Genomic DNA, 22,395 nt, shown 5'->3' with positions numbered 1-22,395 from the left:
ATTAGTTCAAGCGTTTGATGTTACTGCACAAATCCAGTTAGTCTTGGTATGGTCATGGATATGGCAGGCACATAAGTGATGAGGAAGATCACGAGGACTTCCACCAACAAGAATGGCAATATTGCCTTTGCAATGGTCTCGACTTTCTCGCCGGAAACCGAACTCGCCACGAAAAGCACCAATCCCATGGGGGGCGTTGCCAAGCCCACGGTCAGGTTAACGCTCATGATAATGGCGAAGTGCACGGGGTGCACACCCAGATCGACAAAGATCGGGCCCAAAATTGGGCCCAAAATAATGATGGCGGGCCCTGCATCCAGGAACATGCCCACCGCAAACAGGAGAACATTGATCAGGAAGAGCAGGATCAACGGGTTTTCGGAAAGGCTCAGGATAAAGCCCGCCATCGTTTCCGGAGCATGACTGAGGCTGACAACGGTTTTAAATGCCACAGCCGCGCCCACGAGAAGAAGTACGGTCGAGGAAGACAGCGCGGCTCGCATCAGAATGCCAGGCAGGTCCTTAACCTTCAAAAGTCGCAGAATGAAGAAACCCACAAGCAATGCATAGGCTACGGCGACAGCCGAGGCCTCGGTTGGCGTAAACACACCAACTAGAATGCCGCCAAGAATGATGATGGGCGTCTGGAGAGGTACAACCGCTTTCTTGCAGATAATACGGAAATCCGCGCTGACCGTTTTTCGCACGCGCAGAAGAATAAGATGGGCCACAGGCAGGAAGATCAGGAAGACCAAACCGTTATGTACAGATATCTCGACGCCACTCGACCTAAGGATTACCGCGATTCCGGCGAACAACCCCATGAGCAGCCCTGCGAAGTTGATGCGTAGCAGAACAAAACTTACCCCCGCCTCAATTGGAGAGATTGTTTGTCCAGCCGTGACGATACGCTCCGCCTTTGGCAGGTCATATTTGTCCGCGAGCAACCGCACCATTACCATTAGCCCGACCCCGACCAAAACGCCCGGCACAATGCCAGCCAGAAATAATGCGGCCACGCTTTCGCCCATGACGTAGGCGTAGATAATCATGATGCCCGACGGCGGAATGATCGGCCCAATGACAGAACTCGCAGCTGTGATCGCTGCCGCAAATTTTCGCGTGTACCCATTCTTTTCCATCGCCGGAATGAGCGTGGAGCCCAAAGCCGAGGTGTCGGCGACCGCAGACCCGGAAAGCCCCGCGAAGAGAATTGATGAAAGAATATTCACGTGGGCAAGCCCGCCGCGCAGATGCCCCATCAAGGCTTGCGAAAACTCTACGAGCCGGGTTGTGATTCCGCCGCGGTTCATCAATTCGCCCGCCAGCACAAAGAAGGGCAGAGCCATCAGCGGAAAGCTGTCCATGCCATTGTAGACATTCCGGTACAACAGCGCGATATCCCGCTCTTGCCCGTTCATCCAAAGCAATAGGCCCGGTGACAAGAGCAGGGCAAAAAAGACAGGCAGACCGATGATCAGGAAAACCAGGAAAAGCGGTAAAAAGAAAGACAGCATCAATCCGCCCCCATGATGGCTTCAAGTTCGTCTTTGCTGGGTTGCTCCGCATCAGGGTCAAACAGTTCGAGCAGAGTGCGCAAAACCAACTCGACGGTGACGGAAATCAGCAAAACCACACAGGTCAAAAGCGAGCCGTACATGTACTTGAGCTTCACTTTGAAGCCTTCCATACCGACCCACTCCAATGGCACGCGCAGAGAAGAACTATCGAACTTACCGCCGAAGCCGAAGGTGTGGGCATAGCCGTGCTGAACAGCCAAAACCAGCACGCCGAGAGACATGCAAAGCAGCACGAGCGTCAACACCAGAGCTGGAGCCCGCGGTAAAGCGCTCGGTAGAGTGTCGATTGCGACAAAGCCGCTCCAGCGCATTGCAGAGGGAGCCATCAGGCCGACCATCCACAACATCAGAAACCGCGCCGCCTCATCAGGCCATGCCAAAGCATTGTTGAGTACATAGCGGAAGAACACCTGCGTCAGGATCACCACCACCATCAAGGCCAAGGCCACCACCGAGATGTGGCGCCCTAAGCGCAAAATGACAGTATTTACCCAAGCAAGTGGGCGCAGAATGAAGAGCATCGACGAAACATCCTCCCAAAAGTCGCGTCGGAATCACGTCGTCGCGTGATTTCAAGTTCGTTTTTTTCGATTAGTCTACAAAACGAACATATTCGTCAAGACTCGAAAGTTAACTTCCGACCACAAACCGAACGTCATGCTGCTCGGCCAAAACCTTCATCTCAGGATCAAAGTGGCTATCAGTGACCATAGTACCAATGTCGGCAACAGTCCCAAATGACACAGGCGCGAGCTTGCCGAACTTGCTGCTGTCTACCGCCAGCACCACGTTCCGACCGCTGGAGATAATTGCTTCGCTCACGGCGCTTTCTTCTAGATCGTAGTCCACCAACGCACCATCTGTACCGACGCCCGCCGCGCCAACAACGGCCACGTCAGCGCGAAACTTACGAATAAAGTCAACCGTGGACGCTCCGAGAATCGCGCCATCTGCGTGCCGGACAATACCGCTAGGTACGATGACCTGGACTCCGACACAGTTCCTCAACTCATTGGCAACATTCACAGAATCCACGACAACTTTTAGACCAACGTGATGTGCCAGATGCCGCGCAACCGCCAACGTCGTGGTTCCCCCATTGAGTATCACGTTGGAGTGGTTAGGAATCTCCGCGGCGACTGCAGCCCCCACGATATCCTTCTCCTCGCGCATGATTTCTCTACGGACATCAAAGCCGGCATACTCCGTCCCGGCGGCAAGAGTCGCCCCGCCATGAAAGCGGATTATCTGGTTGTCCTTCGCAAGACTATTCAGATCTTTTCGGATCGTTTGCGGCGTGGTTTCCAACAGTTCCGCCAAATCATCGACAATGGCACGGCCATCACGCTTGAGCAGCTTCAGAATTTCCGCCTGCCGAGCCCGCGTTGTCACACGTGATTTCATATCCCCCTCCTAAAGCTTTCCTTTTTTCTCTCAAACGAAAGCAAATCGCAAGATTTGAATGCGTTTCGTACCGAGAAGCGTTCATTTCGGCGTACCATGTCTTCAGTGTCGTATCCTCGATGGGGGTCGCTGGTTTGCCCGCAACCGAAACTCGTCTTTTAATCAAGGCCCTCTCCAACTTAAGCGGAAATTCGGAAAAACCCTTGCCGAAACCGGTTTCGGTAGCCAGCCTTGATTCTACTAGGGAGGAACAATGGCCAGTCACACTACGCTGCTGCCAAAGAAAGGCCGGGCTTCGCGCGTCACGATCAGCGACGTCGCGGATGCGCTTGGCATGACCAAGTCAACCGTTTCCCGTGCCATGAACGGGTATCCCGACATTTCAGAGTCCACTCGTCTGCGGGTTCAACGCGCCGCAGAGCAAATGAACTACCAGCCTCTGAGCCATGCGCAGGCCATCAAAACAGGTCAAACCCGTTCCTTGGGCCTAGTGCTTCAGCTGTCAGACCATGACGCACAACGCCCGTTCCTTGCGGAGTTTCTTGCTGGGCTTTCAGCTGGAGCCAGCACCAAAGGATACACGCTAACGGTTGCGGCGGCCGACAACGACACACATCTGAGTGAAGTGTTTCAAAACCTTTGGCGCGACGGCAAGGCGGACGGCTTTATCCTCCCTCGTGCGATGGTGAAAGACCCTCGTGTTCGCCTTCTACGGGACACCGAGGTGCCATTTGTACTTTTCGGGCGTCAGGCTGATCCTACCGGATGTTGCTGGTTTGACATCCGCGGCGAGGATGCGATGCGTGATGCCGTACTTCATTTGGCAGAACTTGGGCATCGCCGAATTGGCTTCATAAACGGCGGTGAAATCTACACGTACGCCCAACTACGCCGTGAAGGCTTCCTTGCCGGCATGGCTGCCGCCGGGTTGGAAATTGACCCCAAATTGGTCGCGGGCGACTCCGTGACCCGCCGGGACGGCGACGCAGCGGCTGCCCGTCTACTCGACGCAGCAAACCCGCCTACCGCCATTGTCTGCGCTGTCGACCATGTGGCGCTAGGTGTCTACCGCGCGGCCACAGATCGCGGCTTGGTCATTGGTCACGACCTTTCAGTCACAGGATATGACGGCATCGAAGACGGCAGCCATGCCCAACCTCCTCTGACCACGTTCGCGGTCGACAGCCGTCAAGCCGGTGTCGAACTGGCCACTCTTCTTATCAGGCGTTTGTCCGGCGAGGCGCCCGAAACACTGCGAAAAACCGCCGGCGCGACATTTCTTGACCGAGGCTCAACCGGACCGGTCCCAAATCACAATTGAAGAACAAAACGTTCAAAACGGGAGGAAGACAATGAAACTATCAATGAAAGCGTTAATGCGCAGCGGGGCGGCTTTGGCCCTCACGCTGTCCGCGTCCGCTTTGGCGGCCGAGGAACTTCGGTTCTGGACAACCGAAGAACAACCAGAGCGCCTTGCGCGTCAGGAAGCCATGGCAGCAGACTTTGCCGCGAAGACCGGGCACAGTGTTGAGGTTATTCCTGTATCCGAAAATGATCTGGGCACCCGTGCCACTGCTGCCTTTGCGGCTGGAGATCTGCCAGATGTGATTTACCACACTCTTCAATACGCGGCTCCTTGGGCAGAAGCGGGTATTCTCGATATTGACGCCGCTTCCGATGTCGTCGAAGCGCTGGGTCAGGCAACATTTGCACCAGGTGCTCTGAACATGGCTGCGGTCGACGGCGGCTTTGCCTCTGTGCCCGTGGATGGCTGGACGCAAATGCTTGTTTATCGTGCTGACCTGTTTGCAGAAAAAGGTCTAGAGCCACCAAACAGCTACGCAAACGTATTGGCCGCGGTCGAAGCGCTTCACAGCCCGCCGGAGATGTATGGCTTTGTGGCCGCAACCAAGATCGACGAAAACTTCATGAGCCAGGTTCTGGAACATGTGTTCCTTGCTAACGGCGTGTCTCCTGTCGGCCCAGACGGAGTGCAAGCACTGGACGAAGCCGCGACGATTGAAGTTCTGGATTTCTACAAGGCGATTGCCGAAGCGTCCCCTCCGGGTGATCTGTACTGGGATCAGTCACGCACGCTTTATTTCAGCGGCAACGCTGCAATGATTATTTGGTCCCCGTTTATCCTTGATGAACTGGCGGGCTTGCGCGACAGCGCTCCACCCACCATCAACGACGACCCAATGACCAAAGATCTGGCCAAAGCGACCGGCATTGTGACCAACTTCGCGGGACCGTCCAACCCGGATGGGGCAGCATGGGGTGACATCCGCTATTTCGGCATCACTTCTGATGCCTCCACAGATGCTGCGATGGAATTCGTACAGTATTCTATGGGCGAAGGTTACGGCTCCACGCTAGCGATCGCGCCGGAAGGCAAATTCCCTGTGCGCCGAGGTACATCCGATAATCCAACGCAATTCGCGGACCTTTGGGCAACGCTGGACGTTGGAGTCGACCGCAAGGCGCCGCTTGGTGATCTTTATGAAGCAGAGATGATTGCCGAAATCGTTGGCGGCCTGGACGTCGCCCAGCGCTGGGGCGTTGCAGACGGTCAACTTTCTGCTGCCTCCAAGATCATCAACAGCCAAGTCATCAATCGCTTGGTACGCGAATATATTGATGGCGAACGGGAGGCTGCGGCCACCGTAGCTGAACTCAACGCGGCGATCGCGGCGATCGAGTAAGGTCACTCCCCGGACTGGGGCGTTCGTGAGTGGGCGCCCCGGTCAATTCTCCGCTGCATTAGGACACCTTTAATGGCACAGTCCCATCCCCCTGTTGGCACCGGCCCTCTGGCCCGGCGTGAAGCCCGGTTGGCCTGGGGCTTGTTGTTGCCCACCATCACGGCTGTGGCTTTGGTGGTGCTCCTGCCGCTTTTGGCGATCTTCTGGATTTCTTTCAAACCGGTAAAACTTGCCGATTTGCGACCACCAGAGGTGGTTCTGCGCGAGGACATTCGTGGTGACAAGGACGTCGCTGGAGGCGAAGCCACCCTGCGCTACCGGCTCAGAAATTCATCGCAGGAACAGCCCATAAACGGGGTAACCTTCGCGGACGTAATGCCAGATGGTCTGAAGGTAATTGAACTGGATGAGCGCTGCACCCTTTCAGGACGTGCCCTGACCTGTGATCTCGGCGATTGGGAACCCGGTGCGCGAGAACAAATCAAAATTCCCGTAACAGTCGATCAAGTTTTTATAGACAACGCAATCCGACCACAGGACAGCGCAGCGATAACAACTGGCCAAGCATCGAATATTCTGACCAATAGCACATTTACGCTCGACAACTTCGCCCGCATCTTCAGTGGTGAAGAGTTCTTTGAGGTCCTGTGGATCACACTGTTTTATACCGTCTTCGGCACCATCGGCGCGCTGGTTGTGGGCCTGTTCGCAGCGCTTCTACTGAACAAATCCTTCAGAGGCCAAGGCATCCTGCGCGGGCTTTATCTCTTCCCTTATGTTGCGCCCGTGATCGCCGTGGCCTTTGCCTGGCTGATCCTGTTTGATCCCTTCTCCGGTTCCGCCAACGCGCTTTTGGTGCAAATGGGCGTGACGCAGGAATCCATCAACTTCTTCGGCGAACGACCGCTGGCTCTGATCATGGTCACCGTCTTTGAAATCTGGCGCTATTTCCCGCTGTCGTTCCTCTTCATCCTCGCACGCATGCAGAGCATCGATAGCGATATGTATGAGGCCGCCGATATCGACGGCGCATCCCCCTTTCAGCAATTCTGGTATCTCAGCGTGCCGCAACTTTTGGGCATTCTAAGCGTGCTCTTCCTGCTGCGCTTCATTTGGACCTTCAACAAATTCGACGACATCTTCCTGCTGACCGGCGGCAACGCGGGCACGCGCACATTGACGGTGAACGTCTATGAGCAGGCCTTTGCCATTTCCAACATCGGCGCAGGCGCGGCGGTCGCCGTGGTGATCTTTGCCTGCCTGCTAACCTTCTCGATCTTCTTCCTGAAATATATCAGCCGCGAGGAGGGCCTGTGATGCGCCGTGGATATCTCACCGCCGCTGTTCTCGGCGCGCTCTGGATGGTGGTTCTGTCGGTGACGGTTGCCGTGACCATGTCCTTTGCCACCGGCGATGCCTTCCGGCCGAGCCTTTCCTTCAGCTTGCTTTGGGGGGGCTTGGTTGGCATGGCATTGATCCACAAAAACCGTGTCCGCACCATGCAGATCCTCATGGCAAGCTGGCTCTTAACCAGCGGTCTTTATGGTTGGGGGGCACTGCAGTTCGGAGAAGACACGACGCCCGCCGCCAGCACAATTGGCACTCTGACGCTTGCAGCTATCTTTGTTGTTTCTCTCACCAAAATCCTCGAAGAAATCGCCCCCGGCCAACTCACCCGCCACGAATTCGAACATGCCGTGATCCGCTTCCTGACCGGTTTTGGATACATCTTCTTTACCGCCATCGTGCTGATCCCCTTCTACGTCATGCTCATGACCAGCCTGAAAAATCAGGCCGAGTTGATGCAGAACCCGCTGGATTTTTCTGTCGACCTCTCCAAAGGCACCGACCTGCTGCGCTCCTATGAGGAACTTTTCACGCAATTCAACTTTGACACCTACCTTATGAATTCCTTCTTCATCTCGGTGCTCACGGTCTTTATCACGCTGGCCTTTGCGATCCCTGGTGCTTACGCTGTCGCGCGCCTGCGGTTTAGGGGCCAAGCCGCCTTCTCGCGCTCGATCCTGCTGATTTACATGGTGCCGATGATCGTTCTTGCTCTTCCAATCTACATCGCCTTTTCGATGACGGGCTTGCGCAATTCCTTTTGGGGCATCGTGATGATCTATCCCGTCACCACCATCCCTGTCGCGCTTTATATGCTGCAAGGCTACTTCCGCGGCCTGCCGTCCGAAATCGAAGAGGCAGGTTTGATGGATGGCCTCTCCCGCCTTGCCGTGATCTGGAAAATCACTTTACCGCTTTCCTTACCTGCCCTGGCCTCTGTCTCGCTTTACGTCTTCATGATCGCCTGGAATGAATTCCTTCTGGCGTTCATGCTTCTGGACGACCCTTCCAAATTTACACTCACGCGCGGCATCGCCTCGCTGAACTCCTCTGAAATCCCCCGCCAGCATCTTATGGCCGGCTCCGTGATCGCGACAGTGCCGATCATGGCCCTGTTCCTCGGTCTGGAACGCTTCATGACAAAGGGACTGACCGCAGGGTCAGTCAAAGGATGACCATGACTCTCGATGATCAAGCGCGCCGGATACTGCGCATGAATGACAAGGGCGGTTACACGCTCCCAACGCACGGCCTCTATCCATACCAGTGGAATTGGGACAGCGCTTTCGTCGCCTGGGGACTGGCCACTTTTGACATCCCACGGGCGTGGGACGAACTAGATACGCTGTTTGCCAGCCAGTGGAACAGCGGCATGGTCCCGCACATCATTTTTCACCAATCCGATCCTGGGTATTTTCCTGGCCCCGATGTTTGGGCAACCGGACAGTCCCCGGAAACATCCGGAATTTCTCAACCTCCTGTTGCGGCCACCATGGCTCGGTTGGTCTGGGAACAGGATAAGGAGAAGGGCCATGACCGCCTCAAGGCGCTCTACTCAAAACTCCTCTCTTGGCATCGTTGGTGGCAGGAGGTTCGATGCACGCACGGCCCCGCCGCAATCATCCACCCTTGGGAAAGCGGTCGCGACAATTGCCCTGACTGGGATATCGGGATGGCTGACGTGGACGGAAGCAACGTTGGCGACTACACGCGCCGCGACACCGGGCATGTGGATACCTCAATGCGTCCGACCAAGGCAGACTATGACAAATACATCGCCATGGTGCAGTTCGGGGTTTCGGTGGATTGGGATCAGGAGCAAATAGTCTCGGAAGGGCCTTTCCTGATGGCTGACCCAGGTATTACTTTCATTCTCCTTAGAGCCCACGAGGATCTGATCGTGCTCGGCGAAGCGCTCGGAGAAGACACCTCCGAAGTCCAAACGTGGGCCAACAATCTCCGCTCGTCTGTGTCCGGCATCTGGAATCCGAATTTGCAGGCCTACGATGCCCGCAATCTCCGTACAGGTGAATTCGCGGGCATTTTGGGGTCCGGCGCGTTTTTGGCGTATTTGGCCAACGCTGGGCGACCCGAACTCGACACGCAACTCATGCGCGCTTGGAATGCCGTGACCTACGGGATTCCCTCAGCCGATCCCGAGACACCATCCTTTAACCCGCGTAAATATTGGCGTGGACCAAGTTGGCCAGTGATGAATGCGCTCATGGCAATTGGCCTGAAAGATGCAGGTCGCGCGGATCTTGAAAAGCGGCTCCGAGACGAGACCGCCGCTTTGATCCGCAAGCACGGTTTTTATGAGTATTTCGATCCACTTGATGCGACCCCTTGCGGTGGAAACGACTTCAGTTGGACCGCCGCCATCTGGTTGACGTGGGCCGGACAAGACGACAAGGGAGCAGCCTAATGGCATCCATCACACTCAAGAACGTGGAAAAGTGGTTCGGGCAGGCCCAGGTAATCAAAGGTGTCGACCTCGAAATCGAGGAAGGTGAATTCGTGATCTTCGTTGGGCCATCGGGTTGCGGAAAATCAACTTTACTGCGGATGATTGCAGGGCTTGAAGAAACTTCACGCGGCCAGATTTTGGTCGGTGACCGGGACGCAACCGCAGAGCCTCCAAACAAACGTGGACTGGCCATGGTGTTTCAATCCTACGCGCTATATCCACATATGTCCGTGCGCGACAATGTTGGCTTTCCTTTGAAATCAGCCGGCCTTCCAAAAGAAGAAGTTGCTGAAAAAGTAGCCGAAGCAGCACGCGTTCTGAAGCTCGATGACTATCTGGATCGCCGCCCCAAAGACCTTTCCGGCGGTCAACGCCAACGGGTCGCTATAGGGCGCTCTATTGTACGCGATCCCACGGCCTTCCTGTTTGACGAACCGTTGTCCAATCTGGACGCGGCACTGCGCGTCGAAATGCGTTATGAGATCGCGAAACTGCACCAAACGCTCAAAGCGACCATGATCTATGTGACACACGATCAAGTCGAAGCCATGACGCTTGCAGATCGCATCGTCGTTCTCGAGTTTGGCAAGATCGCACAGGTCGGCACGCCCCGCGAGCTCTACGAAAAGCCTGCAAACTTGTTCGTGGCACAATTCATCGGTTCACCGCGCATGAATGTTATGCCCGCAGAAACCGTGGCCCTGAAAACCGCGCCAGAAGGTGCAGATTCGGTCGGCATCAGACCGGAACACCTCGAATTGGTCCCTTCAGGTGAAGGGTTGGTCCAAGGCACTGTTGATGTTTTGGAATACCTCGGCGCCGATACGTTCGTGATACTGAATTGTGGAAAAGCTGGCCAAATCACAGTGCGCGTCAACGGCACCGCGGATTGTCGCCCGGGCGATGCATTCGGTCTGTCGGCACCACAAGAGATGTTGCACATGTTCGACGCGCAGGGGCTCGCCCTCATATAACTCGAAGCGCCAACTTTTGCTGCGAGAAAAGCGATCTCTTTTCCGTATTCGTCCGGCAAATCTTTGGGATAAAAAGACAAAAAAGTTGAAGGGGCCTGTTGGAACAAACCCTTGACGCAAAGGCAAACCGCCTTGCACACTACATTCATTGAAACCGATTTATCCTCAGAGGCTTTGCAATGAATGTAAGTTCTGACGAAACGCCCGCCCCTTCTCGACGGCGGGAGTGGACGACTTTTCTAATTTTGACGCTGGTAATCCTTCCCGCGCTTGCGATTGCTTTTGTGGGTACGTGGGGGTTGGTCGTTTGGATCAGCCACATAATCAACGGGCCACCAACCGTAAAATTCTGACAACTTTGTCACCTTCTGTCCGCCCACGCGGACGGGGCGCAGCATTGAATACGCGAGACCTCTTCGCACAGGAGCCACGCTATGGGCATTTGGAAAGCAATCAAGAATTTCTGGACGGTTCTAAAGCGTCCGCCAGCCACAATTAGTCTTGGGGTTCTGTCGATCGGCGGCTTTATCACCGGCATTCTGTTCTGGGGTGGTTTCAACACCGCGCTCGAAGCCACCAACACCGAAGAGTTTTGCATCAGCTGCCACGAAATGCGCGACAACGTGTATGTCGAGTTGCAACAGACCGTCCATTGGGAAAACCGGACCGGCGTAAGGGCCACTTGCCCGGACTGCCACGTTCCACATGAATGGACCAACAAGATCGCTCGGAAAATGCAGGCCTCAAAAGAAGTCTGGGGCGCCATTTTCGGCACCATCAACACCCGTGAGAAGTTTTTGGCAAAGCGCGAGGAACTCGCACGCCATGAATGGGCTCGCCTCGAAGCGAACAACTCGCTGGAGTGCCGCAACTGCCACGACTACGACAGCATGAATTGGGATGAGATGTCAGCCGAGGCGCAGTTTTATATGAAACCCGCTGCAGAGCTGAACACCGGCTGTATCCAATGCCATAAAGGTATTGCGCACGAATTGCCGGAACGCGGCGAGGGTACCAGCCCTGTGGTAGCAACCCTCGACGGCCGCGCGGCAAGCTCCCTCAGCGCCGGAGAGGACTACTTCTCCTACAAACCTGTCGAGCTATACGAGGATTCTGAGTTTACCACCCCCGCCGGAAACCTTGGCATGGCCGCCCGCGTCGAAGTAGCTGAAGTTCAGGGCGACAAGGTGCGGCTCGATATTTCCGCCTGGCGCAAGGACAAAGGTTATGGGCGGGTTCTATATGCTGACTTTGGTCGCAATATGCGCATCGCGGTTCTGGAACGCGACACCGCTCAGAATGCGGAGCTGATCTCTGCGGGCGAACCTCAAAACGACGACAACACTGGTCTGGACTGGGTTGAGGTAAAAACTTCGCTCTGGGCGCCGGCAAGTGGGTTTGTGGCGGATGTCGAGCAACTCTGGAATGTGGCAAGTGAAAGCTACCAATCCTCGTGCAGCACCTGCCACGCGCAACCCGACCCCGAGCACTTCACTGCCAATGCATGGCCAGCCCAATTCAACGGAATGGTCGGCTTCACCAATATGGACGCCGTCGAGCAGGAGCTTGTTTTGAGTTATCTGCAGAACCACTCGTCCGACTTCAACGACTCGCACTAGGAGATTGCTATGACAACTCGTCGTACAGTTCTGAAAGGTTTGGCAGCCAGCGCGGCGTCGTCGTTGCTGGGACCGAGCCTGCTTACAAAATCAGCTGAAGCCGCCACAAGCAGCGCAGGCACCTGGCGTCTGACCGGTTCTCATTGGGGAGCAATCGAAGCGCTGGTCAAAGGCGGCAAAGTTGCCGAGATCAAGCCATACGAAAACGATCCAAACCCCACCGACATGGTCAAGGGGATCAAGGGCGTTATCTACAACCCGTCTCGCATTAAATACCCGATGGCGCGAGCGGACTGGCTCGATAATCGCGAGAACGCAGACCGCACAACACGCGGCGACAACCGATACGTGCGCATCACATGGGACGAAGCGCTCGACCTGTTCTATGAAGAGCTGGAGCGCATCCAGAACACCTATGGTCCTTCCGGCCTCTTTGCCGGCGCTACCGGATGGCGCCAAACGGGCATGTTCCACACATGCATCAACCACATGAACCGCGGTGTCGGCATGCATGGCAACTATGTCCGCAAAGTGGGCGACTATTCGACAGGTGCCGGTCAAACCATCCTGCCCTACGTCATCGGCAACACAGAAGTGTATTCGCAAGGCACAAGCTGGCCCGTGATCCTCGAGAACGCGGATACCATCGTCATGTGGGCGACAGACCCGATGAAAAACCTTCAGGTTGGCTGGACTTGCGAGACGCACGAGTCGCTGGAGTATTTCGACGAGATGCGTGACAAAATCGCCGCTGGCGAACTGCGTGTCATCAGCGTGGATCCGGTCCGCACCAAAACCAACAAACATGTTGGCGCGGAGCAATTCTATGTGAACCCGCAAACCGACGTGGCTTTCATGCTCGCCATCGCACACACCCTTTATAACGAGGGTTTGCATGACGAAGAGTTCCTGAACATCTATACTCTGGGCTTCGAACGTTTCCTTGCATACGTGCAGGGTGAGGCAGAGGACGGTGTCGAGAAAACGCCTGAATGGGCTGCACCTATCTGTGGTGTTGATGCAGACAAAATTCGCGACTTTGCCCGTATCATGGCCGGCGGTCGTACTCAACTTCTGTTCGGCTGGTCGGTTCAACGTCAGCAACACGGTGAACAACCATACTGGATGGGCACAATTATTGCTGCCATGCTCGGCCAGATCGGCTTGCCTGGCGGCGGAGTGAGTTACTCTCACCACTACAGTGGAATTGGCGTTCCTCAAACCGGCGCCAGCATGCCGGGCGCATTCCCGCTCAACCTCGATCTGGGTAAAGTACCAGAGCACGACAACACAAATTTCAACGGGGCAAGCGCCGTCATCCCGGTGGCGCGCTGGGTTGATATGTTGCTGAACCCGGGTGGCAAAATTCAGCACAACGGGCATGAAATCACCTTCCCCGACGTGCGTATGGCGGTCTACACGGGCTGTAATCCGTGGCATCACCATCAGGACCGCAACAAAATGCGCAAGGCGTTCCAGCAACTGGAAACGGTTATCGCTATCGACTACGCGTGGACCGCAACTTGTCGTCACGCCGATCTTGTGCTCCCGGCCTGCACCCAGTTCGAGCGAAATGACCTCGATACCTTTGGAGGATATTCCAACACAGGCGTCATCGCGATGCACAAGCTGATCGATCCGCTTTATCACTCGAAAACGGACTTCGAAATCTTTGCTGGCCTGACCAAACGCTTCGGGCGCAGCGAAGAATACACGCGGGGCATGACCGAAATGGAGTGGGTCAAACAGACCTACGAAACCACACGTTCGGCTAATGAGGGTCGTTTTGACATGCCTTCTTTCGAAGAGTTCTGGGAACAAGGCATCGTCAAATTTGATCGCGGTGAAAACTGGACCCGTCACGCGGACTTCCGAGAAGACCCTGAAATCAATGCTCTTGGCACGCCCTCGGGCTTTATCGAGATCTCGAGCCGCACGATTGAAAAATTCGGATACGACGACTGCGGGGCGCACCCGAAGTGGATGGAAAAGGTCGAACGATCACATGGCGGACCGATGTCGGACAAATACCCGATCTGGCTACAATCGTGCCATCCGGACCAGCGTCTCCACTCGCAGATGTGTGAATCTGACGAATATCGTGCGACCTACGCCGTTCAAGGCCGAGAGCCTATCTACATGAGCCCCGAAGACGCTGCCGCGCGTGGGATCGAGGACGGCGATATCGTCCGCGTCTTCAATGATCGCGGCCAACTCCTTGCAGGTGCACGGGTAACAGATGACTACGCACCCGGCGTCGTCCGTATTCATGAAGGCGCGTGGTATGGACCCGTCGACGCAAGCATTGGTGCTCTAGATACATATGGGGACCCCAACACTCTGACGATTGACGTGGGAGCGTCAAAACTCTCGCAAGCGACCTCGGCGAACACTTGTCTGGTTGAAATCGAGAAATTCGAGGGAGACGCCCCTCCGGTCACTTCCTTCGGCGGACCGACCGAGGTCTCGCTCTGAATGAAAGACACCGAACATTTGGATGACTCCAGCCTGTGTAGATGGCTGGCTGGAGTTTTTTTCGTGGAAGTTACTGAAGAACAGTTGGCGGCCTACATCGCCGGCGCTGCGGATCCGTTTCTCAACCGTATTTCAGAGATATCTGATATCGATTCTCTGCGAAGTGACTTTGAAAATGAGTTGGCTACACTGGCCGAAATGCCAAACACGCAACGCGTCTTGGCATCTGATTTTGCTGCTTTGTTTTTGCTCGGGGAACAGAACAACGCCCAGCCCTATGCTGGGCTGTACACCGAAAACGGCGGAACGGTGTTTGGGCGTACACATGACAGAATGCTTGTGTTGTTACGTGAACGCGGAATGGCTCGCGCTCAGCAATCCAATGAACCGGCCGACCATATAGCCTACCAGTTGGAGTATCTTGCGGCGTTGCTCCAGTCAGCAGACACCGGAAAACCGGAACCTGCTTGGAAAGACTTCATTGACGCAGAACTCCTGAACTGGCTTCCGCGGTGGGAAATTGCTTTCAAGAGGGTCCCTACCCGTTCGGCATTCTATCCCCTTTTGGCAAAACTTGCGCGTTCCTACCTGGAAGGGTTGAGAAAAACATAACAGAAATTTCACAATGTCTTACTCGCCGCTAGGAAAGCGCTTTTCGCAGTTTTTCTGTTTTCTGGATGCCCTTACGGAAATCCGGATTTTAAAGTTGCTTCTTGTGTTGGATTTCCAATTCTCTTCGATTACTTCCTTGATTAATTAGTACGGCACAAAAAACACGTTCTTTGAAAACCGATTTCTTGTCGCAAAAAAAATGCAGGATCTGCCTTTCGGGCCGTGTAAGTCTAAGATACGAACCGAGCGAAAATACTGATCGACCGGAGACGCACTTAATGATCGCAGCCTGGAGAAAATGGCGCAGCGGATACATGGGCCGCCTCGTGGTCGAGAGCTTCAAAGCCCAAGGTAAGTACTACGCCGTCGCGATTCTGGCCATGGTCGCAGTGGCGGCGGCTACTGCTGGCGCTGCGTTTATGATGGAGTACACCGTTGACGCAATGACCAGCCCCGAGAGCCGGAGGTGGGCGCGTGTAATTGCCTTGGGGATCATCGGCCTATTTCTGGTGAAAGCCATAGCGTCATACACCCAATCGGTTTTTCTAGCCCGCGCAGGTAATCGCATTGTCGCAACCCAACAAGCCAAGGTCTATCGCAAATTACTCCGCCAAGGCGTGTCGTACTTCTCAGGAAATGAATCTTCCAATATTTTGATGCGTACCACAAATGGTGCTCAAGCCGCGCGCGGTTTGATCGATGTACTGGCAACTGGTTTTGTGCGCGACACGTTGACGTTGGTCGGCTTGATAGCCGTTATGTTCTATCAGCAACCACTGTTGTCCGGTGTCGTGTTTATCGTTGGGCCAATTGCCATATATGGGGTGCGCTACCTGCTCAAAGGTGTCCGCAACATAATGCAGGCAGAATTCAAGTCGATGATCGAGATCATCCGAGTTCTGCAAGAAACATCGGCAGGCATTAGCGTGATCAAGGTGTTCTCACTAGAGGACCGGATGATGGCGCGCATGGATGACGCAGTAAAAAAGGTTGAGAAACGCGCGAATGATATTGTGCGCCTTCAGTCCATTGCGGGTCCGATTATGGAACTTTTGGCAGGTGCGGCGATCGCCGGCGTACTTGTTGTCAGCACCTTAGGTATTGGCGGCTCCGAGCCACCCACCGCCGGCCAGCTTATGTCCTTTATTACCGCTCTTTTGATGGCGTACGAGCCTGCAAAAAGGGTTTCCAGAATGAGAGTTCAAATTGAAGCTCTTATGGTCGGCGTTGGCCTGCTCTTCAGTCTTTTAGATCAGGACATCACACTCAAAGAGAGCCCGAACGCACGTGATCTGGTAAAGGGCGACGGCGACATAAATATGAATGATGTCACGTTTAGTTACAACGGCGGCGTCCCGGTAATCGACAATATCAATCTCGCTTTCGAGGCTAAAAAAACTACCGCGCTCGTTGGTCAATCCGGCGGCGGTAAATCGACCATTTTTGGCCTGATAATGAGGTTTTATGACCCAGACACCGGCACAATCGAAATTGATGGACAGAACATCCAGCACGCGAGCTTTGCCTCTTTGCGCAGCCGAATTTCCTTTGTTGGCCAGGAAACCTTCCTTTTCGCGACTTCTGTCATAGAAAACATTCGCTTCGCGGCTCCCGACGCCACGAAGGAAGAAATCGTTGCGGCTGCAAAGGCCGCTCACGCGCATGAGTTTATCTCGGACTTGCCCGAAGGCTACGATACGCAGGTCGGCGAAAATGGCGCCTTTCTATCGGGCGGGCAAAAACAGCGTATTGCCATCGCGCGTGCCTTGCTGCGTAAAGCTGACATTCTTCTCTTGGACGAAGCCACAAGCGCACTCGATTCAGAGTCCGAAAATCTGGTGAAAGACGCGTTGGATACTTTGACCCGGGATGTCACCGTGATCGTTATCGCACACCGTCTTTCCACTGTCCTTGGCGCCGACAAAATCGTGGTGGTCAAAGACGGTGCTGTGGTGGAGCAAGGCGTTGCTACAGAGCTGCTCGAAAAAGACGGCGCGTTCCGCGCCCTCTATGACCAGCAGTTCTCCAGGACGAACAAACAAAAGTCGGCCTCCGAAGACGCCGCCGAATAAGCCCTTTTCTCCTCCAACAGAACAAAAGCCGGGGTCGCAGAGCATCGGCCCCGACTGTCGTTCCTCAAATATGAAGCGCCTGGCCCAATGCCCGCAGGCAGGCTTCTTGCAGACCTTCCGATTGCGTCGGGTGAGCATGAATGGTGGCGCTGATGTCTTCCAGACAGGCCCCCATCTCGATCGCCAGTGAGAAAACTGCCGACATCTCCGAGATTCCTGCACCCACAGCTTGGATACCAACCACAGCATTGTCAGCTTCGCGATACACTACGCGGATGAACCCGTCCTCGCGTTCAGTGGTCATCGCGCGCCCGTTAGCCATGAACGGAAACTCGCTTGCTTTGGTGCCTTCGATCTCGCCTGGCAGGGCCCCGCAACTCACGACCTCCGGGTCAGTAAAACAAACCGCAGGCATAGCGACTTTGTCCCATTCCACTGAATGCCCGGCGACATGTTCTGCAACCATTTCACCCTGTGCCATGGCACGGTGCGCCAGCATGGGCTCACCAGTCACGTCACCGATGGCATAGATTCCACGCATGGAGGTTTGGCAAAACTTGTCGATCTTCACGAAAGGGCCGTCCTGTGTCAGGGCAAGTTCCTCAATACCGATGCCGCTTGTGCGAGGCCGCCGCCCCACCGTCACAAGCACTTTTTCGGCAATAACTTCCCCTTGGTCGGTGGCTAGAACGCCTTCCGAAAACCCTTGCGCCTTTGTGCCCGTCTTCAGTGTGACGCCCAACGCCCCCAGACGCGATACCACTGGTTTTGTTAAGGCTTCGTCATACAGCGGTAGTATGCGCTCCTCGGCTTCAACCACCGTAACTTTGGCGCCAAGTTTGGCGTAGACCGTACCCAATTCAAGCCCGATGTACCCCCCGCCAACAACCGCAACGCTTTCAGGCACATCGGTCAAAGCCAAGGCGTCGGTTGAAGATAGAATTGGCCCTCCAAAAGGCAAAAAGGGCAACTCGACTGGCGCGGAGCCCGAAGCAATCACAATGTACTCGGCTCGGATGCTCTGAGTTTCGTCTCCATTTTTCACTTCGACGGTCTTGCCATCCAGAAAGCGGGCGTGTCCGGTGACAAAACGCACTTTAGCTTTCTTCATCAATCCCGCGACACCCGAGTTCAGACGGTCAACAATGCCATCTTTCCAGGCAATTGTTTTCTCCATGTCGATTTTTGGCTTACCGGCTGAGATGCCTATGGGACTTTCTCCCACGTGCGCGATTTTGTGGAATTCGTCAGCGGCATGGATCAAAGCCTTGGACGGGATGCAGCCTACATTGAGGCACGTGCCGCCCGGCTTACCTGCGTCGACAACAATCGTGTCGATGCCGAGTTGCCCGGCACGAATGGCGCAAACATAACCGCCAGGACCAGCACCGATGATAAGGAGTTTACAATTCAGGTCGGTCATCTAGCCCTCCACAAACAACATCGCTGGCGTTTCCAGCAGGGTTTTTAGTTTTTGCACAAACACAGCAGCATCCCAGCCGTCGATCACACGGTGATCAAAGCTGCAGGAAATGTTCATCATCTTCCTGGGCTGGAACTGCTGCCCGTCCCAAACTGGGCGCACTTGCATTTTGTTGACCCCGACGATCGCCACTTCGGGGTGATTGATGATCGGTGTCGTTGCGATCGCGCCAAGGGGTCCCAACGAAGTGATCGTAATGGTGCCTCCATTTAGCTCGTCACGCTTTATCGACCCCTCTCTGGCCTGCTCGGCCAAACGGGCGACCGTGGCCGCGTTGTCCCAAAGATTGCCCGCTTCCGCATGGTGAACAACCGGTACATTTAGACCGTTTGGAGTCTGCGTCGCGATTCCCACGTGCACGCCTCCAAAGCGTTGCACAACGCCCGCTTCGTCATCATAGCGCGCGTTCAACTCAGGCTGTTCCCGCACGGCTTCCACAATTGCCCGCATCAGGAATGGCAAAAGCGTCAGCTTTGGCCGATCTCCCTTGTGTTTGGCGTTGAGCGCAGACCGTAGGTCTTCCAAAGCGCTCATTTCGACTTCTTCCACAATGGTAATATGCGGGATTTGGCGTTTGGAAATCGACATTTTCTCCGCAATCTTGCGACGCATGCCAACAACGCGAACCTCTTCAACCCCTGTATTCTGACCGCGTGTTACGGAACCTTGCTGAATTCCGCCGGAAGCGATCCAGTTGTCCAAATCTTCGTGACTGATCCGGCCCGCCTTGCCGCTCCCCGGCACCTGACGCAAATCGACACCTTCCCGGCGCGCACGTGCCCGAACCGAAGGCGCAGCCAGCGGCTTGGTTCCGTTGGCACGGGCCACCGGCATGGGTGCGGTCTTGGAAACGCTTTTTTTCTTCGGGTTCGTTTCTGATTTGGGTGAGGCATCAACTGGCTCAGACTCGGATGCAGTTGGCGCCTTGGCGGCAGGTTCCGGGTTCGCTGTGTCACGGTCCTCGCTTTCACTTTCATTGCCTTCACCGTCGACTTCGATGCGGATCAGAACCGCGCCGACAGCAACCATATCCCCAATGTCTGCACCCAGTTCCAGAACCTGCCCCTCAACCGAGGACGGCACTTCAACCGCGGCCTTGTCGGTCATCACTGCTGCAAGCACATCATCCTCGCGCACAACGTCACCGACCTTAACGTGCCATTCGATCAATTCTGCCTCTGCGATGCCTTCACCGACATCAGGCAAACGGATTGCAAAAACTCCCATGGTCTCCTCAGTCCTCCATGACTTTGCGCAATGCTTCACCGACACGGACTGGTCCGGGGAAATACTCCCATTCCTGTGCGTGCGGATACGGTGTGTCCCAACCTGTGACACGGACCATCGGCGCCTCCAGGTGGTAAAAACAAGCCTCCTGAACGAGGCTCATTAGCTCGGCACCGAAACCTGACGTACGGGTGGCTTCATGCACGACAACGCAGCGACCGGTTTTCTTGACGCTGTCGACGATGGTATCAAGATCCAGCGGCATAAGAGTTCGCAAGTCGATCACTTCTGCATCCACGCCGGTCTCCGCAGCCGCAGCTTCGGCAACATAAACCATCGTGCCATACGCCAGCACGGTCACATCCGATCCTTCTTTCTGGATATGCGCCTTGCCCAACGGCACAATCTGTTTGCCTTCCGGTACTTCACCCTGAGGATGCTTCTTCCAGCTTTCGATGGGTTTGTTGTGGTGGCCATCAAACGGGCCATTGTAGAGCCTTTTGGGCTCAAGGAAGATAACAGGATCGGGATCTTCAATCGCTGCCAGCAACAAACCCTTGGCGTCGCGCGGATTGGATGGGATCACCACCTTCAAGCCCGACACATGCGTGAAAATTGCTTCGGGACTCTGACTATGCGTCTGGCCACCAAAGATACCGCCGCCGGTTGGCATTCGGATTACAATCGGGCAAGTGAAATCCCCATTGGACCGATGCCGCAAACGCGCAGCTTCGGATACAATCTGGTCGTAGGCTGGATAGACGTAGTCCGCAAACTGGATTTCAATAACGGGCTTCAATCCAAAGGCTGCCATGCCAATGGCTGTGCCCACAATCCCGCTTTCGTTGATCGGGGCATCAAAGCACCGCGACTTGCCGTATTTCTCCTGCAATCCTGCGGTACAACGAAACACGCCGCCGAAAAAACCGACATCCTCTCCAAAGACCACGACGCGTTCATCAGCCTCCATTGCCACATCGTGGGCTTCCCGGATGGCTTCGATCATTGTCATCTGTGCCATGTTTTAAAACCCCGCTTCCTGTCGCTGCCGGATCAAATGCGGCGGCATGGTTTCATAAACACCCTCGAACATGTCGCGTGGGCTTGGGGCTTTGCCTCCCGCAAGTGTCCCAATGGCTTCAGCCTCTTTCTGCACCGAAATCACCCCATCAAGAATTTCTACCTCCGCTTGCGCGTGACGGTCCTCGCTCCACTCTCCAATCTTGATCAGGTGCTGTTTCAAACGCTCAATCGGGTCTCCCAGAGGCCAGGCAGCAGCCTCGCTTTTTGAGCGATAGGCCGAGGGGTCATCTGAAGTTGAGTGACCACCCGCACGGTAGGTCACATGCTCGATCAACGTCGGGCCATGCCCCTCACGCGCACGCTTTGCAGCCCATTTTGCGACCGCATGCACCGCCAGATAGTCGTTTCCATCCACCCGTAGCGAGGCAATGCCAAACCCGTGGCCACGCGCAGCAAACGTGCCAACACCACCTCGGGCAATCCCCTGAAATGTGGAAATGGCCCACTGGTTGTTGACGATATTGAGAACCACCGGTGCCTTATAGGTCGAGGCAAAAACCATTGCCGCGTGAAAGTCGCTTTCCGCTGTGGAGCCATCCCCGATCCAGCCTGTTGCAATCTTCGTGTCGCCCGATATCGCCGACGCCATTGCCCAGCCCACCGACTGCACGAACTGGGTTCCTAGATTGCCGGAAATCGAAAAGAACCCGTGTTCCTTCGACGAGTACATGATTGGCAACTGACGTCCGGCCAGCGGATCTTCCGCGTTTGAATATATTTGGTTCATCATCGTCAGCATCGGATACTCCGAGGCAATCAACAGACCCGCCTGACGGTAAGTTGGGAAGTTCATGTCGCCTGGCTGCAACGCCCGCGCAAAAGCACAAGACACCGCCTCTTCGCCCAGATGCTGCATGTAAAAGCTCGTTTTGCCCTGCCGTTGTGCATTCTGCATCCGTGCATCGAACGTCCGCAAAGTCAGCATATGACGGAGACCTGCACGCAATTCGTCCACGCTCAACGATCCTGCCCAGTCACCGACTGCATCGCCCTCTTTGTTCAGCACCCGTACAATCGAAAATGCCAGATCGCGAATATCGTCGGGGTCCACATCGACATCAGGCTGCGCAACCGCACCTGCCCGCGGAATTTCAAAATCGGAGAAGTCGGGGGTATCGCCGGGACGGCATCCCGGCTCCGGCACATTCAGCGAAAGCGGTTTGACAGCCTCTGTCATGAGTCTCCTCCAAGTACGTTCGGCCGGAAATGGCGGGCCAAAACGGTCTGTGTGTTCTGAAACGACGTGATGCTCCCAACAACACGCGTGGATTACGTCCGCGAGATAGCGACATTGGTGCACGCCTCCACCACGGCCTGACCAAATAGGTCAGTATCACTACCATATAT

The 22,395-nt window shown here is 55.2% G+C and carries 18 protein-coding genes; 11 read left to right on the top strand and 7 right to left on the bottom strand.

Annotated features, from left to right (window positions below):
- Positions 1-20: 20 nt before the first annotated feature.
- The 3 genes from BXY66_RS01920 to BXY66_RS01910 form a co-directional block, all read right to left on the bottom strand.
- Positions 21-1,517 (bottom strand): TRAP transporter large permease, encoded by a 1,497-nt coding sequence (locus BXY66_RS01920; RefSeq protein WP_132858492.1) that lies wholly within the window; start codon positions 1,515-1,517, stop codon positions 21-23.
- Positions 1,517-2,101, bottom strand: a complete 585-nt coding sequence (locus tag BXY66_RS01915; protein ID WP_132858491.1) for a TRAP transporter small permease — start codon at positions 2,099-2,101, stop codon at positions 1,517-1,519. Before BXY66_RS01915 ends, BXY66_RS01920 begins: the two co-directional genes overlap by 1 nt.
- A gap of 109 nt (positions 2,102-2,210) precedes the next feature.
- A complete protein-coding gene (locus BXY66_RS01910) occupies positions 2,211-2,984 on the bottom strand; it encodes a DeoR/GlpR family DNA-binding transcription regulator (protein ID WP_132858490.1) in 774 nt (257 codons plus the stop codon).
- 253 nt (positions 2,985-3,237) lie between these two features.
- Here BXY66_RS01910 and BXY66_RS01905 point away from each other — a divergent pair, with 253 nt between their 5' ends.
- From BXY66_RS01905 to BXY66_RS01855, 11 genes are all read left to right on the top strand, one after another.
- The gene (locus tag BXY66_RS01905) at positions 3,238-4,305 is read left to right on the top strand and encodes a LacI family DNA-binding transcriptional regulator (protein ID WP_132858489.1); all 1,068 of its coding nucleotides are present in this window, start codon (positions 3,238-3,240) and stop codon (positions 4,303-4,305) included.
- 31 nt (positions 4,306-4,336) lie between these two features.
- The gene (locus tag BXY66_RS01900) at positions 4,337-5,689 is read left to right on the top strand and encodes an ABC transporter substrate-binding protein (RefSeq protein WP_132858488.1); all 1,353 of its coding nucleotides are present in this window, start codon (positions 4,337-4,339) and stop codon (positions 5,687-5,689) included.
- Between the two features lie 72 nt (positions 5,690-5,761).
- Positions 5,762-7,006 (top strand): carbohydrate ABC transporter permease, encoded by a 1,245-nt coding sequence (locus BXY66_RS01895; RefSeq protein ID WP_132858487.1) that lies wholly within the window; start codon positions 5,762-5,764, stop codon positions 7,004-7,006.
- The gene (locus BXY66_RS01890; protein WP_132858486.1) at positions 7,006-8,211 is read left to right on the top strand and encodes a carbohydrate ABC transporter permease; all 1,206 of its coding nucleotides are present in this window, start codon (positions 7,006-7,008) and stop codon (positions 8,209-8,211) included. Before BXY66_RS01895 ends, BXY66_RS01890 begins: the two co-directional genes overlap by 1 nt.
- Positions 8,208-9,461: an MGH1-like glycoside hydrolase domain-containing protein gene (locus BXY66_RS01885; protein WP_341785783.1), complete on the top strand. Its 1,254-nt coding sequence runs from the start codon at positions 8,208-8,210 to the stop codon at positions 9,459-9,461. Before BXY66_RS01890 ends, BXY66_RS01885 begins: the two co-directional genes overlap by 4 nt.
- Entirely contained in the window at positions 9,461-10,477 is a 1,017-nt protein-coding gene (locus BXY66_RS01880) for an ABC transporter ATP-binding protein (protein WP_132858485.1), read from the top strand. Before BXY66_RS01885 ends, BXY66_RS01880 begins: the two co-directional genes overlap by 1 nt.
- A 179-nt stretch (positions 10,478-10,656) precedes the next feature.
- Entirely contained in the window at positions 10,657-10,830 is a 174-nt protein-coding gene (locus BXY66_RS01875) for a periplasmic nitrate reductase, NapE protein (protein ID WP_132858484.1), read from the top strand.
- 81 nt (positions 10,831-10,911) lie between these two features.
- Positions 10,912-12,096: a pentaheme c-type cytochrome TorC gene (torC, locus tag BXY66_RS01870; RefSeq protein WP_132858483.1), complete on the top strand. Its 1,185-nt coding sequence runs from the start codon at positions 10,912-10,914 to the stop codon at positions 12,094-12,096.
- Positions 12,097-12,105: 9 nt separating this feature from the next.
- The gene (gene torA, locus BXY66_RS01865) at positions 12,106-14,571 is read left to right on the top strand and encodes a trimethylamine-N-oxide reductase TorA (protein WP_132858482.1); all 2,466 of its coding nucleotides are present in this window, start codon (positions 12,106-12,108) and stop codon (positions 14,569-14,571) included.
- Positions 14,572-15,183 (top strand): molecular chaperone TorD family protein, encoded by a 612-nt coding sequence (locus tag BXY66_RS01860; RefSeq protein ID WP_132858481.1) that lies wholly within the window; start codon positions 14,572-14,574, stop codon positions 15,181-15,183.
- Between the two features lie 278 nt (positions 15,184-15,461).
- Complete coding sequence (locus BXY66_RS01855; RefSeq protein ID WP_132858480.1) at positions 15,462-17,255, top strand: ABC transporter ATP-binding protein; 1,794 nt, start codon at positions 15,462-15,464, stop codon at positions 17,253-17,255.
- Positions 17,256-17,319: 64 nt separating this feature from the next.
- Here BXY66_RS01855 and lpdA read toward each other — a convergent pair whose 3' ends face one another.
- From lpdA to BXY66_RS01835, 4 genes are read right to left on the bottom strand one after another with little or no spacing between them, the layout of a single operon-like run.
- Entirely contained in the window at positions 17,320-18,678 is a 1,359-nt protein-coding gene (gene lpdA, locus BXY66_RS01850; protein ID WP_132858479.1) for a dihydrolipoyl dehydrogenase, read from the bottom strand.
- Entirely contained in the window at positions 18,679-19,965 is a 1,287-nt protein-coding gene (locus BXY66_RS01845; RefSeq protein ID WP_132858478.1) for a dihydrolipoamide acetyltransferase family protein, read from the bottom strand. It abuts the gene before it with no gap.
- Between the two features lie 7 nt (positions 19,966-19,972).
- Positions 19,973-20,986 carry an alpha-ketoacid dehydrogenase subunit beta gene (locus BXY66_RS01840; RefSeq protein ID WP_132858477.1) on the bottom strand — a complete coding sequence of 338 codons (1,014 nt, stop codon included), beginning with the start codon at positions 20,984-20,986 and terminating at the stop codon, positions 19,973-19,975.
- Positions 20,987-20,989: 3 nt separating this feature from the next.
- On the bottom strand, positions 20,990-22,225 hold the full coding sequence (locus BXY66_RS01835) for a thiamine pyrophosphate-dependent enzyme (RefSeq protein WP_132858476.1): 1,236 nt from the start codon (positions 22,223-22,225) through the stop codon (positions 20,990-20,992).
- Positions 22,226-22,395 lie beyond the last annotated feature (170 nt).

This window comes from Shimia isoporae (assembly GCF_004346865.1).
In the GTDB taxonomy this organism is placed as follows: domain Bacteria; phylum Pseudomonadota; class Alphaproteobacteria; order Rhodobacterales; family Rhodobacteraceae; genus Shimia; species Shimia isoporae.
The sequence above is the reverse complement of the archived record's forward strand: the minus strand, read 5'-3'. Positions and strand labels throughout refer to the sequence as shown.